The following is a 16765-nucleotide window of genomic DNA, read 5'->3' on the forward strand; positions in this document are numbered from 1 at the left end:
ATTTCACTCCCCACTACTTCCTACTTCGGCTTACCTCGGCTCCGCTCGGCACAAGTCGCTCAGTACAAGTCCCCACTCCCTACTCCCCAGTTCATTCAACTCTTAGCTAAAGAAATGTTGATCGTGATTCCGGTACCTTTGAGATTTCCTGATGAGAGTGTGTGATATAAGACCAATGCCCGGTTTGGTTGGTCGAAAAGAAACCCACGAGGTGTAGGTTTGATCTTCCCTTCTTTTACTAACGAGACAAAGGCTTCTAAATACCTACGTATACCTTGACGGTTCTCTGGACTAGTATTTGTATGATGCTTAATCAGCATCATAAAGAAGTCCACACTACGATTTTCCTGTCCCTGAATCAGACTGCCATCATCTAGGAAAGAACTTGCTATGAGCCTGTCATCAACTTGTTTAACCTTAAATAGGGTAAAGTAACGCCCTTGTTTTTTAGGATCGTTCGCATAACAGACCCAAGAACCCTCTTGATTCTGTATAAAACCCTGTTCAGCAAGGTAAGAAAGCAAAGAATTACTTGCCTTTGTTTGTACTGGAGGCAATAAATCCTCAATGGGATCTAAAGAGCAAATCTTTTGCGTTGTTTTCTGTTGAGAAGCAGCAGGAGTCTCTTGGGTATAGACAGGCAAGGGTTTGTCATTAGACATTGCCATAGTAGACATCGCAGCGAGAGCAGATATTTGGAGAGCGATCGCTCCAAAAAAACGAACAATGATATTCATGTTTTTCCTGTTACTCTTGCTAAAGTTGTTAATAATCGAGTCGTTACTAAATCAAGATTGATCTAGCAGTCCTAAATCATTTGTAAATTTAAGTGTTTGCCTGATTTGGTCGAGGTAGCTTAAGTTTTCAGCAATGAAATAGGGCTTTTATATAGGTAACTAACCACAAAGAGAAATCAATATCTAAATAAAACACACAATGTTAATCTCTTATTGACAAGACAAATTGGGCTTTTCGATATTTTTAGATACACGAAAAACAACTGACTTACTGTCAAAAACTTTCTATTTATTCTTGTCTAATTTTTTGCCATTTTAAGAGGGTTTTATCCCTTCTTAGCTAGCTTTAATGATTCCTAAAAGAGGACTTTGTGAGCTATTTAGTACCTTATATAAGCAGAATCTTAAAAGCTCTGTGCCTTGCCGCTTGCCGCTTTTGGGGATTTACTTGGTGGATTGAATAATTTTTGTTTTTTGGAGGTAGCGCACCTAATTAGCTGTTATAGCATCTTGACAACTTGATGTATAAAATAATATCTCCTAACAGTAAAATAATATTACCATGAGCTTGAGACATGCAACACTATTGTGGACAGTTGTCAAAGTTGTACACTGTGAATTGTAACTACCCTTGATGAAATTTCATGGCAAATAGCTGAGAATCAAAATCAATTTACTTATATATCGCTAGTAGCGCAAGATGGAAGTCACGCATTCACGCATAATTCTATTCCGAGCTTCTTACGCCATTTGAAATGGTATGTTTATTTGGGCGCCAGATGTACTAGATTCATTTTGGCTTTTAACAGTCATAGCAATATTAGGTTTGCTGATAGACGAATTGATAGATATTTTACTTTTTCCCAGTAGCAGGTACTAAAAGAGTAAGGGTAAAAAAAATTTATTATTTATTAAGGTGTACAGATGTGCGCCCTTACTTAATTTGAAGTTTTAGGCGATCGCTGTCTCTAGCTATTTGATAAAACAAAGCACGATTACCTACTATTAGTCAATCATTCTTTAGATTACTAGAAATCCCACTCACGGAAGACGTTTTATTTATTGAGTCAGATTTTCTAATTTATTACCTCCATTGGGGGTTGACAGTAATAGCTTTAGATGAGTTAGAGAATAATCTAAAATCCAAAATAGTTTAACTGAGTGCAAATTCAAGCAAGGGCAGCTTAGGCAAGAAATATGATAGGGTTAAAAGGAAAGAATGCTTTAATTACAGGTGCAACTTGAGGTATTGGTCAAGCGATCGCTATCAGACTCGCTCAAGAAGGGTGCAACATCGCCATCAATTACCGCTCATCCCCTGAAAGCGGCAGTATTTAGATATTCTAGTTAACAATGCTGGCACAGTAGCTTTTTTAGCTTCGGATAAAGCCGCCTACCTGACCGCACAAACCCTATTCGTAGATGGTGGATTGACTCTGTATGCTGACTTCAAAGAAAGCTGGTCAGCTTGAAAAGAGGTAAGACTTGCGTACTTTCCACAATTGAGCCGATACATACCATTAGTGGAATTAAACGCCCATGACTAGCGCGATCGATAAAAACAGTCTGCTGGAAGCAGAAGCCTGGGAATTGTTGGAAGAGTCGGTAATTTATTACCAGGGAAAACCCATTGGTACTGTGGCCGCCCACGATCCGCAGTCAGATGCACTCAATTATGACCAGTGCTTCCTCCGCGATTTTGTCCCTTCTGCCTTGGTGTTTCTCATGCACGGCAAAGCAGAGATTGTGCGTAACTTCTTAGTAGAAACACTGAAATTACAAAGTCACGAAAAGCAGATAGACTGCTTTGAACCGGGAGCAGGATTAATGCCTGCAAGTTTCAAAGTACATTCTAATGGGAATGAGGAATTTTTGGTTGCTGATTTTGGTGAACTGGCGATCGCTCGTGTTCCTCCAATTGATTCTTGTATGTGGTGGATTCTCCTGCTACGCGCTTATGAAAAAGCTACAGGCGATTTAACCCTAGCGCGTCAGCCAGATTTTCAAGCAGGAATCAAATTAATTTTGGATCTTTGCTTGGTACATCGATTTTCCATGTACCCAACAATGTTAGTTCCCGATGGCGCGTTTATGATTGACCGTCGCATGGGAGTCTACGAACATCCTCTAGAAATTCAGGTTTTATTCTATGCGTCCCTCAGGGCTGCTAGTGAATTGCTTATACCAGATGGGGATGGCGGCGATACTTACCTCGGCAAAGTTAACAGGCGATTGGGATCTTTGAAATATCATATCCGCAACTATTACTGGCTAGACCTGAAGCGATTGGGGGAAATCTATCGTTACAAGGATAACGAATTTGGTAAAGAAATTGTTAATAAATTCAACATCAACTCAGAATCAATCCCCACTTGGTTGACCGAGTGGTTGCCCGAAACTGGAGGATATTTAGCGGGAAATCTGGGGCCGGGACGGATAGATTTTCGCTTTTTTGCTTTGGGAAATCTGATGGCAATCTTAGCTTCCTTAGCAAGCGAAAAAGAATCTCAAAGCATTATGAATTTATTTGCCCAACGTTGGCAAGACTTGATCGGCTATATGCCTGTTAAAATCTGCTTTCCAGCAATGGATGGTTTAGAGTGGAGAATTGTTACAGGATGTGATGCTAAAAACAGGGCTTGGTCTTATCACAACGGCGGTAACTGGCCTGTTTTACTGTGGTTATTTACCGCCGCCGCACTCAAAGCAGGTCGAACAGAACTTGCCCAAGCAGCTGTAGCCATTGCCGAAAGGCGTTTATTTAAGGATAAATTCCCAGAATACTACGATGGCAACAATGGCCGTTTGATTGGCAAAGAAGCCAGAATTTATCAAACTTGGAGCATTGCTGGATTGCTAGCAGCCAAAAAGTTGCTGGAAAATCCAGAGTACTTAGAATTAATCAGCTTTGCAGAGGGTCTTGAAGTCCCAGGCTGTAGCCTGTAGGTACTGAATTATCGCCAGGGCTTCTACCCCGAAGATGATTTATTGGTGTAATTATACAGGGTGTCTCTGCTAAGTAGTAGTCTGTCCGATTAATTTTGCGGGGCTAGCGAGATCCCCGACTTCGCAGAAGTTGTCGGGGATGTGAACACCACGAACCTCTGAAAACTTTTGGGACAGACCATTAGTTAGACTGACCCAACATCACAAGCGATACCTGATGGCAAGCCTCTTCTCTTCTTAGGCTGCGCCAACAAGTTCCCCTGCGCTGAAATCCCCTGCTCAAATACCGGATAACTGATACACTATATTGTAAGAGGTATCTGAAGTGTCATACATTAGTAATATCAGCAGATAGTCTTTGCATAATTAACACGTTTTAACGTGGATAAAACATGAAAACTACTTCAGATTTAATTCCAGAATTTGAAAAACTATTCAGACAAAAATTGCAACTAAATAATTGTAAGCTCAGAAAGAAAAGACAAGAGAATAATTATGAAATTATTACTCCAGCTAAAGACGTTTTTTTGATGTATTGGTCTGAATTTCCAGAAGTTAACTTAATATATCAAGCTATAGGGGTACGCACTCAGCAGACTAGTGTTTATGAACGAGCTATCCGCTCCCACATTAGTTCTAGTCTGAGTAGTATCCAAGAAAATCCTAGCTCTGAATCACCATTATTGGTGAAATAACTAATACTTAGATAAATAACACAAAGAATATTTACTAAGCTCTCGCCAGTTTTGGTTATATAACTGACGAGAGTTTTTCACAGAAAATCTGTTGATCGAGAGATAAAAATGCAGTCCGAAAAAAATCAAGATCAAGATCAGCTAGATTATAAAGCCTTGTTAGCCAATGCAAAGCAAGCCTTAAAACTTGAATATCACAAATCAGCCGCTTTAGCATCCCAACTGCAAGCCATAAAAACTCAGCTAGAGCAAGTTGAGGCTGAAAACAAAACTCTAAAAGAGAGTGCTTACGAAGATGTAATTAAGCACTTTGAGGCGCGAACTCAAGCAGCAGAAGCACTAGCACTAAAAACAGAAGTACACCAAAGATTCCTTGAAGCCAATGGTTGCAAGGATGATCAAAGCTTCGATACTCTCTGGGATAGTATTAAAAATAAAATTCAGATCCAAGATGGTGAAGTGAGAATCGTTGCTCAGAATGGCACTCCTAAATTCACTTTAACAGGCAATATGATGAGTTTGAGGGATTTTATTCAATCCCTCAAACAAGACCCAATTTCGAGAAAATTTTTCTACAACTAAAGAGCCAAATTAACGAAAGCCTCTGGCTCAAAGCGGACTAAGGATGGTAGCAAAAAGCTATTCATCTTCGTCTCCTGGCGGCCGTTCGCTCTCGCTTTGTTGGGCGTTCCACTCCAAAACAATGCGCTCTAACATCTCAGGTTGCGTACAGTTATTAACATCGGCGTACATTTGAATCAACTGCCTCACTTTAGGACTAATGTGGCGGATCTCTAGTTGGTTACTTTGCACCATGTTCATTAACTTTTAGTGTCTATTACATTATGTTGAACTATTAAACTATGTCTGTTGCAATAAATTTTGTTAATGGCAATCGCTCACTCTCAGCTGCGATGTAATTACCAAAAACCTTGATAGACCTCATCCCCTAACCCCGAATCCCATGTTTGGGAGAGGGGGAACTAGAATTATGTCTCCCCTCTCCCATAATATGGGAGAGGGGCTGGGGGTGAGGGAAAAGATTTAAGCCAAAATTGGGATGCTCCCGCGAATTGCGAATGGGCGAATGGGCGAAAAAGCGAATTGTTTTAACCTCGTGGGGCTAGTTCTTCAAAGGGACGGATAATCGCTGGGGCTGGTGTAACTTCTGGTTTAAAAATTCCCTGCAAAGCTTGTTCTAATGTTTGTGCCATAATAATGCGGTTTTCGTAAGCCACGACTACCCGCACCAAAGTTGGCAAGCTATTCTGTGTGGCTTCTAGATAGATTGGCTCGACATACAGCAGCGATTGCTCAATGGGAATGACTAATAAATTGCCTTGAATGGCTCTCGAACCCTGGCGATTCCACAGGGAAATTTGCTGAGAAATTACTGGGTCTTGGTTGATCCGCGCTTCGATTTGCTCTGGGCCGTAGATCAGCCTTTCTTTGGGAAAAGTATATAACAATAACTTACCGTAGTTTTCGCCATCCGATCGCGCCGCTAACCAAGCGATTAAATTAGTCCGTTGTTTAGGAGTATAGGGTAAAAGCAGGATAAATTCTTCAAAAGGTACGGTGGGTAGACTAGTAATCAAATAGTACGGCTCTACTGGACGGGGTTCACTGCCATAGATTTCGTTGGGGATTTGCCACTGGTCTTCCCGATTGTAAAATACCTGGGGATCGGTCATGTGGTAGGTCATCAACCGCTCAGATTGAATTTTGAAAAAGTCCACCGGATACCGCGTATGACTGCGGAGATTAACTGGCATTGTACTGAGCGGTTTGAACATGTTGGGAAATATCGCTGACCAAGTGGCAATTATCGGATCGCTTGGATCGGCAATATAAAAGTTAACAGTACCGTGATAGGCATCAATTACGACCTTGATAGAATTGCGAATGTAATTGATCCCATCCCTACCAGTGTCTGAGTAGGGATAGCGATCGCTCGTCGTATAAGCATCAACAATCCAGTAAAGATAACTGGGATTACTGGGGAAATCTTGATAAGCAGTAGCAGCCACTAAATAAGGGTCGCTGTCAAATTTTAGGAAGGGTGCGATCGCTTGAATTCTTTGCTTGACATTTCGCCGCAGTAGCACCTTTGTATCTGGTAAAAAGTCCCGCGTCAGCATCATCTGCCAATCTTTCAAATAGATCGCAAACAGCCCGCGTCGCCATGCTGAAGCGATTTTAATGCCGCCCAGACCATCGTAAGAGTTGTAAACATTATCGCTACCACTGGGGTAGTCTAGCTCTCTAACTCTTGTGTCAGTCATTACGTAAGTATTGGTTATTTCTCCGTAATAAATCCGGGGTTGCCCAATGGGAATACTGTCACGGATGACTTCCTTGGAAGTTGTGAGGGCGCTACTATTACCGCTAATATCTTTGACAAAATATTCTGGTAGCCCACCAGGCCCAACTATATTAACTGGGCTAACAGTAAACCCGAAACCGTGGGTATAAATTAAATGGCGGTTAACCCATGTTTGAGCTTCCTGTGGTACAGCACTGTAGTCTAATTCTCGTGCAGCAATCAGTACCTGTCGCCGTTCTGTTGACTCAACTGGTGGCTGCTTAGATTCTGGTGGTTTTTCCGGGGTAGCCGGTTGGCGTGAACTTACATCTGTTACTAGAGTATATCGATCAATATCAGCATTGGGGAACCGATAATACGGTCGAATTTGTTGCAATTGACGGTTAGTTTCTAACAGTGGGCGCTCATCCCACAGGCGAATATTGCGAATTGTCAAGTCATTTTTTTGAATATCAGCTTCAGTTAGTGTTCCTTGCGGGTTAAAGGTTCTAGTATCGATCGCATCTAAATCAAATGCTTGGCGAGTCAAGGCAATAGTACGCTGAATGTAGGGTTGCTCTCGTTGCAACTCATTAGGTTGAACAATTAAATATTGCACCACCGTAGGTAGAACAACGTCAGCAGCTACAACTAATACTAAATAAATCCCTAACCCATAAAACACCAAGTGACGATACTGAGATTTGGGTTTCCAAAAAAACGTTCGCCAAAGTAGGTAAAAGGCGATCGCTACTGCCAAAATGCACAAGACAGTGTAAGCTGGCAACTGGGCTGTCACATCGGTATAGCTGGCACCATAACTTACTCCCCGGCTAGAATACACCAGTTCATAGCGACTTTGCCAGTAACTCAGAGCTACTACCAGCATCAACAAGCCACCCATACCGAATAAATGACGCTGTTGCTGGGGCGAAAAACCAGGGAAAATTCCCTGACTCAAACTGTCACCTGACAGGAGATAAGTGAGAGTAACGGCGACGAAGCCATACAAACATAATCCCATCAGCCAGAGTTCTAGTAGTTCCCAAACGGGTAAAGAAAATATGTAAAAGCTGATATCTCGACCAAATAAAGGATCAGTGCTGTTGAAAAGGGTGGGGTGGAAATATTGCAGCACCTTTGGCCAGTGTTGGAATATGATCAATGCAAAAATGGGACTGAAGAGAATTGCGATCGCAGTTAGTAAAAATTGGGGATAGATTAAGATTGCGATCGCTACTCCCACAATTAAACCGAGATACCAGACTTGAGAGAAAATCTGCCTCAAAAATTGCCAGATTGTCTCCGGTCGCAATAAGGCGGGAATTGGTAGAATACCTTGGTTAACTGGAGAATGCCAGTAAGAAACAGCAATTTGACCATAGTGAGCCAGCATTAACCCGATCAACAAACTCAGTACTAGAGTTAGGGGTAATAACCCGCGCAATCTCATTTTTTTTAAGCGTTGCGACGCAAGTATCTGGGTTTCGTTGCGTCTTGGATAATGAGGACTGAGAAAATTTGTTAATTCCCTAGTGAGTTCTGCTTCCTCACGCCTGACTTCCTCAATTTTCAAAGACTGGGAATATTTTAGCCGTTGTGCTAGAGCCAGATTTAGCAGTAGATAGGCAGCACTTACCCCAGCTACCACTACCCACAAAATACCACGAGTCACTAGCCTCAACAAAAATACTTGGAGATAGCCGACTTCCTGAAACCAAAAAATCTCTGCTCCCACGCTAGAACCCAAATCTAGGAGTAGCCACAGCCCAAAGAATACAATTAATAGTCTAAAGCCCCATTTCCAATACATTTGATTCACCATCATTCATCCTTAGAACTCGGATATTGCAGTTCAAAACACGAAGTTCCGAGTTCCCAGCCTCAAGCTTGCTGATTAAAAGTCTATTTTCCTGTTCTACCGTTCTTACTTATTTTGTTGATAATGATCAGTTCTGGAATTATTTCTCGGAGCTTTTGCGTCAAAACCTCAATCGTAGAAGCTTCTGTTACCAATCCAGGTACATCATTACTAGTTGCTACCCAAACTTCTGCGTCTCAATCCCAAAATGCTTCAACCTTAAATTTGATTTGTGCCATCATTTAGTGCTTACAACGTAGTTTCAGTTTAGAACATCCGAGTTCTCAGGGTAAGCGTAGATGCAACATTAGATAACAAGCCCTAGCCCGCCCTTAGACATCGCCGAGCTATTTTCTCCAACGCTGCTGCTTGAGGCTTGGATTTCCGATACAACAAAATTACCAAATTCAAAGCTTCAACAACACGACGGAGGGACACGGCAATGCCGTGTCCCTACAATGAATTAGAAAGGTATATCGAGGAATTCGCAATCATCAGGATTATGCTGTAGATTTTCTGGATCATCTGCCCACCTCTGAGGATTGTCTAGGATATATTGTCGGATGTGATCTAAAGATTTTTGATCTCGACAAATATGTTCGTAAAAATTGCCTTGCCAGATTGATTGCCCTTTGGTGCGCCAAATAATATTAATGCTTTTGCTGACAGCACTTTTATAGCTGCCAATTACAGTTGCGATAGAACCGCGCACAGGTTTGCCAAATTGTTCTCTTGTAGGGGCATGGCATTGCCATGCCCTTACAGACGTGTCAGTAATTACCAATATCCCATGTACATGATTAGGCATCACCACAAAAGTATCTAATTCAATGTGCGGAAAATGATCGGGAATTGCCTCCTAGCAGTTGAAGGCAATATGACCTAAATAATTTAATTGCATTTTGCCCTTGACCACATCGCCAAATAAACATTGCCGCCCCTGCGTACAAAGCGTAATAAAATAGGCTCCTGGTTGGGTGTAGTCATGTCCTTTTAGGCGAATAGAACGACGGTGATGTATTCGCGGGTCGTAAGGCATTAATTTTTAAGTACAGTTATTTGTAAATTGTGTTTATATTAACCTGAAGATTTCTATCTAACGTAGGGGCATGGCAATGCCATGCCCCTACATCGTTGTTTCCCTTGAGAAAAATCACACATCGCGCTAGTCTTCATTGACGTAACCGCACAATGTAACATTAGGCGATGACAAATCAACTCTCTTTGAAAATTCCCTCTTGCACTTGGAGCCGTCCCATCGGCTTAGGCTGGGATAAACCTTATACGGTCCGCTACGCAAGTAATATCGATGATGGCCCTTGGCATGGTATGCCTTTGGGCGGCTTTGGTGCAGGTTGCATCGGTCGTTCTTCACGCGGAGACTTTAACCTGTGGCACATCGATGGCGGTGAACATACCTTCAAAAATGTTCCCGCTTGTCAATTCAGTGTGTTTGAATCCAATAGCACATCTTCCCAAGCCTACGCTTTATCTACCCAAGCGCCCGATGATGGCACTCTCAAAGCTTGGCAATGGTATCCAACAACTCCCGGTACAGAGGGAACGGGCAATTATCACGCGCTATACCCACGTAGCTGGTTTGTGTATGAAAATGTATTTCAAGCACAGTTGACTTGTGAGCAGTTTTCCCCAGTTTGGGCAGGTAATTACCAAGAAACTAGCTACCCTGTGGCAATATTCCTCTGGAATGCCCACAACCCAACAGATGCACCGATTACTCTGGGCATTATGCTCACTTGGCAAAATATGGTGGGCTGGTTTACAAACGCTCTAAAATCTCCCGAAGTGCGGGTGCGTGATGATGGTAGTCCGGTTTACGAATACCAACCGCGCTGGGGCGAAAGTCAAGGAAACTATAACAAAATAGTTGAAAATACACAAGAGTTTGGCTGTGTTTTAGGTCGGGTTGGTAGTGATGCTTTGCAAGAAGGTGACGGAACTTGGTGTATTGCGACGCCCAAATATCCCCAGGTGGAAGTATTTCACCACACGCGATGGAATCCTGAAGGTACGGGTAATGAGGTGTGGCAAAGCTTTGCTAAAGATGGTTCTTTGCCTAATTATCTAGATACCACAGCAACAGAGAATACACAATTAGGGGCTGCGATGGCACTCCGTTTCACTCTCCAACCAGGCGAAACTCTCGAAATCCCCTTTGTCCTCGCTTGGGATTTGCCGATCACAGAATTTGCCGCCAGGGTTAATTATTACCGCAGATATACAGACTTTTTTGGTAAAAGCGGAAACAATGCTTGGGCGATCGCATCGACTGCACTACAAGAATACCAAAGCTGGCGATCGCAAATTCAAGCTTGGCAAAAACCCATTCTCGACCGGGAAGATTTACCCAACTGGTTTAAAATGGCTCTATTTAATGAGCTTTACGACCTCACTAGCGGCGGTACTCTCTGGAGTGCAGCATCAGAACTTGACCCCATCGGTCAGTTTGCAGTGCTAGAGTGCCTAGATTACCGTTGGTATGAAAGTCTAGATGTGCGATTATACGGCTCTTTTGCCCTGCTAATGCTGTTTCCAGAATTAGAAAAGTCGGTAATGAAGGCATTTGCCAGGGCGATTCCTGAAGGTGATGATACACCCCGAATCATTGGCTATTACATGACAATTAAGGCAGAAAGCCCGATTGCAGTTCGCAAAGTCGCAGGTGCAACACCCCACGATTTAGGCGCACCAAATGAACACGTTTGGCAGAAAACCAACTACACCAGCTATCAAGACTGCAACTTGTGGAAAGATTTGGGTAGTGATTTTGTCTTGCAAGTATACCGTGATTTTCTGCTCACGGGTGCTGACGATGTAGAATTCTTAGCAGATTGCTGGCCTGCGATCGTTCAAACCCTCGACTACCTGAAAACTTTTGACCTTGATGGCGATGGGATTCCTGAAAATTCCGGTGCGCCTGACCAAACCTTTGATGATTGGCGGTTACAGGGTGTAAGCGCCTATTGTGGTGGGTTGTGGTTGGCGGCGTTGGAGGCTGCGATCGCAATTAGCGATATTTTATTAACTTACCAGACAGGTAACACAGCATTGGCGGTTCAAAAATCCACTTATGAAACTTGGTTACACCAATCTCTTCCTATCTACCAAGAAAAACTTTGGAATGGGCAATATTACAAACTTGATAGTGAAAGTGGTTCTGATGTGGTAATGGCAGATCAATTGTGCGGACAGTTTTATGCTCGTCTGCTGGACTTACCAGATATTGTACCAAGCGATCGCGCTCTCTCTGCCCTAAAAACTGTTTATGATGCGTGCTTTTTGAAATTCTGCAATGGTGAGTTTGGTGCTGCGAATGGTGTTCGTCCTGACGGTTCACCAGAAAACCCCAAAGCTACTCATCCCCTAGAAGTCTGGACAGGGATAAACTTTGGGCTGGCGGCTTTTCTTGTGCAAATGGGAATGAAAGATGAAGCGTTTAAGTTGACGCAAGCTGTAGTCCAGCAAATTTATGACAATGGTCTGCAATTTCGTACCCCTGAAGCTATCACCGCAGCTGGTACTTTCCGCGCTAGCACATACTTACGAGCAATGGCAATTTGGGGAATTTATTTAGTTAAACCGCGTCTATCTTGAAACCTGTAGTTCTTCGGTGATGAAAAGGATTTGCCCTCATCCCCCAACCCCGAATCCCAAAGAGAGGGATTCGGGGATTCGGGGAGCCAGAATTTCAAAGTCCCTCTCCCATATCTGGGAGAGGGATTTAGGGTGAGGGCAAAAACTACGGTTCTCAACTTAGATGAGGTTTATTAATTAATTTACTATCAAAGCGGTTCTCATTTTGATGCAACAAACGTAGGGGCGCACAGCTATCATGCGTGTCAACTCAACGTGAAAGCGAATCTAGAACAAGCTTTTAAGTAAGTCGGTCAAATTAAATATAAAACCTTACCCTGCCTCCCCCGACAATAATAAGGAGAGAGATTGAGGGTGAGGTTTTATCTTAGAGGATGTTTTAAAAGTCCTCTCGTTGGTAGCAAAACATTTCAGATCCCCCTAAATCCCCCGATAAATTGGGGGACTTTGATTCCGGTTCCCTCCTTTTTAAGGGGGGCTAGGGGGATCAACAAGTGCCTAGAATCACATCCAAATACTTTTAAAACCCACATTCCGCACTTCAAAATGTATTATCTATCTTTTCAATAAAAATTCCTAATAATGTTCAAATTATTAAGTATTAATATTGAATACCATTGGCGATTTATGTTGTTGATTTAACCATTTTTTTCCACCTATGGGAAATCTACGCATATTACACGATGAAGTGCGGAAAGTCGGTTAAAACATCCTCTTAGAGACTTCCAACAAATAAATTACCCAATAGACATCTCCGAAAAAGAATGTCTTGACGTAGCAGTGCTACGTCAAGACAAGCAATACTGCTCGGATAAGACGAAAAGCCTTGTGTAGAGACGCGAAATTTCGCGTCTCTACAGGTCTAACAACACTATCGAAAAATCCAAAAACCTAGCAGTATTGTCTCTACAAGGGTTCTGGGTAAGGCATATTTAATTTCGGGAGATGTCTAATATTGTGGGGTATTTTTTTATTTGGAAGTCCCTTGTATTTAATTACGCTTACCTACTTATCGTAATACGCTTAGGTTAAGCATTCTCTCATTCTCTCTGTGTCCTCTGCGCCTAGAAAGGTTCGTTAAAAAAATTGACTTTGACAAACAGTTTTAACCTTAACCCAAGCGGATTAATCTTTATCTGAGAAAGCAGAGTTTAGATTTGTGATTGTATTTTTCCAGTGTTTCCGGAAGCGAAGGAAAATTTCAGTAATGGTAAGAGTTGAAGCATTGAGAATTCAAGACTACTCTATGCCGACTTATATCTTTGTTTTAAACCGAGGTATTCTTGTTTAGCAAGGTACTGATTGCCAACTCATAAAAATTGGTAGTTTTTACTAGCATTTAGCCCAACTGCCACAGTATTCCTAATCTCAATTTTATAAAGATTTTAAAGATTAAGACACATATAAAACTCCGATTTTATTGTTAAAATCCACGTAGAGTGTGTTAGCGTGCAACGCACCAAAATATAATGGTGCGTTACGCTTCGTTAACACAGCCTACAAGACTTTTTTTCAAAAACAATTAATTCACGATTTATTTACAGTAATTTTATTTAGATAAGCTGAAGCATTATTTCTTGTTAATCAAGAAATATAAGGATAATAAATATAATTCTCTAATTTAACTTATTAAGAAAATATGTTCAATGCTATGGCAGCGAACGTTTGTTATTATTTAAATTTTACTATTTTTAGAAGTTGTTTTACATCATAGTTAATGGTAGTATTTTCTAGTGACTCGACAATAATAAAGGCTTTAAATTGAGATTGTATGGGGGGTCAGACCCCTCATGAATTAGCAAACGAGGACAAAATTCAAAGTTGCACAATCCGCAAGTACTTATCGAAATACATTCAGTAAATTTAGCTTAAAAATCTACTAACTTAGTAGATGACATTAACGACAAAAAATAGTATAAATACGAATGGCGTTGTTAAAGCTCAAAGATAAATAAATTTTTCCTACTACTCAAAAAAATATGGAAATTTGCCGGAAAATGCTTAATTAAGCAGTAGTAAGAAATACAGGCGTTTTAACAGACAAAGTTTATTGAATTAGGAGTTGAGAAAGTTTCAGAGGACAAAACTGCATCTACCAAGTGCTACGCCGAGACTTTTGTCTTACCAGTAAGATGAGAAGACAAAAGATAAATTTTTACCTTTGACTTACTAACAAGCTATAAGCACAATTTCCTCAATTCATCGGAGGGAATCTGGATAGTTAGAACTGAGCAGCCAACAAACTTGATTAAAAACTTGATTGTTTTTAATCAAACGTTAGTTCATGAAAAAAATCATCAGGTCAAATGCAGTCGAAACCTCAAGCCAAGGGGATAGTTCAGAAATGAATCTATATAATTTGTATCCCTACTACGACCTAGTTGCCACAACTAGTTTAGTAGGGGAGTTATCAGCCAAAATTACTAAAATGCTTGAGGGGGCGCCAAGGTAAAGCTTAAACAGCAGAGAAGTTCAGCCTGTATCTTTACCATTCAAAGCTACGAGAGACAATCAGAGTTTGGGAAAATTATGTACGCGTCTGTTGATTGATAGATTTTTATCCCTCGTCAACATCCAACACCACCAAATTGCTGATAATCACCTGAAAGCGATTTGTAACCCTCAATTGAAACATCAACCATCGCAGAAATTGAACTAGTTTACTTCATCCAAGATAACTAAACACTATGATGAATCAAGACATTGCTGGTATTAGTAGTAACTTAGATACAACAGTCAAGGCTCAACAATTTGACAAAGTAGTTGAAGCAATTATTGCTGGAAAGTACTCCTGGGCATGTGTTTTAATGCTACGTTTTGCTGGTTATAATCCTCTCCATTACATTCCGTACCGTACCTACAATCGATTGCTCAAAGAAAATCAAACCAACAGAACAAAACAACAGCAAAGTGAAAATCTAAAAATGCTGAAAGATTCAAGACCTGCTTATCTTGAAGTGGTTGGAAAGCAAAAAACAGAAATTCGTGGTGGTAGTTTAGACCAGAGATTGGGACAGCCAATTAACGAACATCAATCAAGAAAAGCGCCATTAAAACCAGAAGGCAGCCAAGATATTTCCTTGAAACGCTGTGGAGTGAATTAAAAACAATTTGGAATCCACAGATTCTGCCCTAGAGTTGATTGAGTGTTTGAGAGCCTACTATGCTAATTGAAAATTTTTAGCATGGTAGGTTTTCTATAGCAGTGATTAATTTGATATTTTTTTACAAAAATCTGCCAAAATGGCAAATATATACTGACGCTATTGATAAACTAATAACAACTACAACTTCAACCAAAATAGAGGTGATTGGCGGCAAACAGGTTAATTTTAATAAATAAAATCAATGATTAGTTCTGACTATGAAATCAATCAAACTGATTACAAAAATAGTCAGCATTTCATCGAGTAAATAACTCCTATACCAAGACCAACGATACAACCATTGCTACTGGTGGTTCTTTTTCTGAGGAAGTTTCAGCAAAGAGAATTTGGGCAGGTGGATTCCCCCAATTCAAATTTTACACAGCTTTCATCGACTACAGACGATGGGAGTAATGCTAATAAAACTTTCTATCCTGTGGTTGGTGTTGCATTAGTTAAATATTGCAAACGCTTAACACCAATAACAAGAACAGAAACAGAAAAGTTACGGTAAAATCGTTGTCGTGGCTGGTAGAACTAATAGGTCATACGCTTCTATTTCGACTATTGTAATCCTAGTCCTCCCAACCTGGATTATCTCTGCTTTCTAAATTTTCAATTTATATAGCAACAACTGGAAGTTCCAAATTTGAATAGCTTCCAGTTTTTTTATATGTAAATAAAAATAGGGTGGACAATTTGCCCACCCTACTTTTTGTAGAGAATAATTAATCCAAAAATGAATTAAACCTTAGCTAATTCTGGAGTAGCACGCTTGCTGTTGCGAATTGATGTAATAGCCTCAGCATAATCCTTAGCATTAAATACAGCTGAACCGGCGACAATTGCATTAGCTCCCGCTTCTAAAACTTGCCAGGTATTATTTGCCTTGAGTCCTCCATCGACTTCAATCCAAGGGTCAAGACCGCGTTCATCACACATTTGACGCAGCTTGCGGATTTTAGGTAATACACCAGGGATAAAGCTTTGACCACCAAAACCAGGGTTGACGCTCATAATTAGTACTAAATCGCACAAATCTAGAACGTATTCAATTAGCTCTAGAGGGCTACCAGGATTAAGTACAACTCCAGCTTTCTTACCAAGCTCTTTAATTTGCCCCAAGGTGCGGTGCAGGTGTGGGGAAGCATTATGCTCGCAGTGTACAGAAATAATATCAGCACCGGCCTTAGCAAATCCCTCTACATATTTTTCTGGTTCCACAATCATCAAGTGGACATCCAGTGGCTTGGTCGTAATCGGACGAATCGCCTCCACAATCAGAGGGCCTATTGTAATATTAGGTACAAAACGACCGTCCATGACATCAACATGAATCCAATCGGCTCCAGCCGCGTCTACGGCGCGAATTTCATCACCCAGACGACTAAAATCGGCTGATAGGATAGATGGAGAAATGACAATGGGTTTTTGAGATAGGTTTTGGGTCATGGCTAGTG

At 41.2% G+C, this 16765-nt stretch carries 12 protein-coding genes and 2 pseudogenes; 7 read left to right on the forward strand and 7 right to left on the reverse strand.

The features are described from left to right. Positions 1-95: 95 nt before the first annotated feature. Positions 96-737, reverse strand: coding sequence for a hypothetical protein (locus tag V7K32_RS10445; RefSeq protein WP_334992819.1), 642 nt, complete (start codon positions 735-737; stop codon positions 96-98). 1197 nt (positions 738-1934) lie between these two features. On the opposite strand from V7K32_RS10445, the pseudogene V7K32_RS28715 reads away from it, so the two are divergent. The 5 genes and pseudogenes from V7K32_RS28715 to V7K32_RS10465 all read left to right on the forward strand — a co-directional run. After that, a pseudogene (locus V7K32_RS28715) lies at positions 1935-2060 on the forward strand (SDR family NAD(P)-dependent oxidoreductase); the annotation flags it as partial. 17 nt (positions 2061-2077) lie between these two features. Next, complete coding sequence (locus tag V7K32_RS28720) at positions 2078-2209, forward strand: SDR family oxidoreductase (RefSeq protein ID WP_442938721.1); 132 nt, start codon at positions 2078-2080, stop codon at positions 2207-2209. 67 nt (positions 2210-2276) lie between these two features. Continuing rightward, positions 2277-3683, forward strand: a complete 1407-nt coding sequence (locus V7K32_RS10455) for a glycoside hydrolase 100 family protein (RefSeq protein WP_334992821.1) — start codon at positions 2277-2279, stop codon at positions 3681-3683. Positions 3684-4075: 392 nt separating this feature from the next. Next, positions 4076-4378, forward strand: coding sequence for a hypothetical protein (locus tag V7K32_RS10460; protein WP_334992823.1), 303 nt, complete (start codon positions 4076-4078; stop codon positions 4376-4378). Between the two features lie 108 nt (positions 4379-4486). Beyond that, the gene (locus V7K32_RS10465; protein WP_334992825.1) at positions 4487-4960 is read left to right on the forward strand and encodes a hypothetical protein; all 474 of its coding nucleotides are present in this window, start codon (positions 4487-4489) and stop codon (positions 4958-4960) included. Between the two features lie 57 nt (positions 4961-5017). Here V7K32_RS10465 and V7K32_RS10470 read toward each other — a convergent pair whose 3' ends face one another. The 5 genes and pseudogenes from V7K32_RS10470 to V7K32_RS10490 all read right to left on the reverse strand — a co-directional run bounded on the left by V7K32_RS10470 (position 5018) and on the right by V7K32_RS10490 (position 9583). After that, positions 5018-5200 (reverse strand): hypothetical protein, encoded by a 183-nt coding sequence (locus tag V7K32_RS10470; protein WP_190893081.1) that lies wholly within the window; start codon positions 5198-5200, stop codon positions 5018-5020. A gap of 287 nt (positions 5201-5487) precedes the next feature. Continuing rightward, complete coding sequence (locus tag V7K32_RS10475; protein WP_334992983.1) at positions 5488-8496, reverse strand: UPF0182 family protein; 3009 nt, start codon at positions 8494-8496, stop codon at positions 5488-5490. 92 nt (positions 8497-8588) lie between these two features. Next, a pseudogene (locus V7K32_RS10480) lies at positions 8589-8726 on the reverse strand (DUF1902 domain-containing protein); the annotation flags it as partial. A 281-nt stretch (positions 8727-9007) separates the two neighbouring features. Then, positions 9008-9352, reverse strand: coding sequence for a transposase (locus V7K32_RS10485; protein ID WP_442938719.1), 345 nt, complete (start codon positions 9350-9352; stop codon positions 9008-9010). Between the two features lie 51 nt (positions 9353-9403). Then, entirely contained in the window at positions 9404-9583 is a 180-nt protein-coding gene (locus tag V7K32_RS10490; protein WP_334992827.1) for a hypothetical protein, read from the reverse strand. A 167-nt stretch (positions 9584-9750) separates the two neighbouring features. On the opposite strand from V7K32_RS10490, the gene V7K32_RS10495 reads away from it, so the two are divergent. Together V7K32_RS10495 and V7K32_RS10500 are read left to right on the forward strand one after the other, a co-directional pair. Then, positions 9751-12159 (forward strand): GH116 family glycosyl hydrolase, encoded by a 2409-nt coding sequence (locus V7K32_RS10495; RefSeq protein ID WP_334992828.1) that lies wholly within the window; start codon positions 9751-9753, stop codon positions 12157-12159. Positions 12160-14849: 2690 nt separating this feature from the next. Further along, entirely contained in the window at positions 14850-15263 is a 414-nt protein-coding gene (locus tag V7K32_RS10500; RefSeq protein ID WP_334992987.1) for a HetP family heterocyst commitment protein, read from the forward strand. A gap of 786 nt (positions 15264-16049) precedes the next feature. On the opposite strand, the gene rpe is transcribed toward V7K32_RS10500, so the two are convergent. Then, positions 16050-16757 (reverse strand): ribulose-phosphate 3-epimerase, encoded by a 708-nt coding sequence (rpe, locus tag V7K32_RS10505; protein WP_334992830.1) that lies wholly within the window; start codon positions 16755-16757, stop codon positions 16050-16052. Between the last annotated feature and the right edge of the window lie 8 nt (positions 16758-16765).

It is taken from the genome of Nostoc sp. (genome assembly GCF_036917635.1).
Classification (GTDB): Bacteria; Cyanobacteriota; Cyanobacteriia; order Cyanobacteriales; family Nostocaceae; genus Nostoc.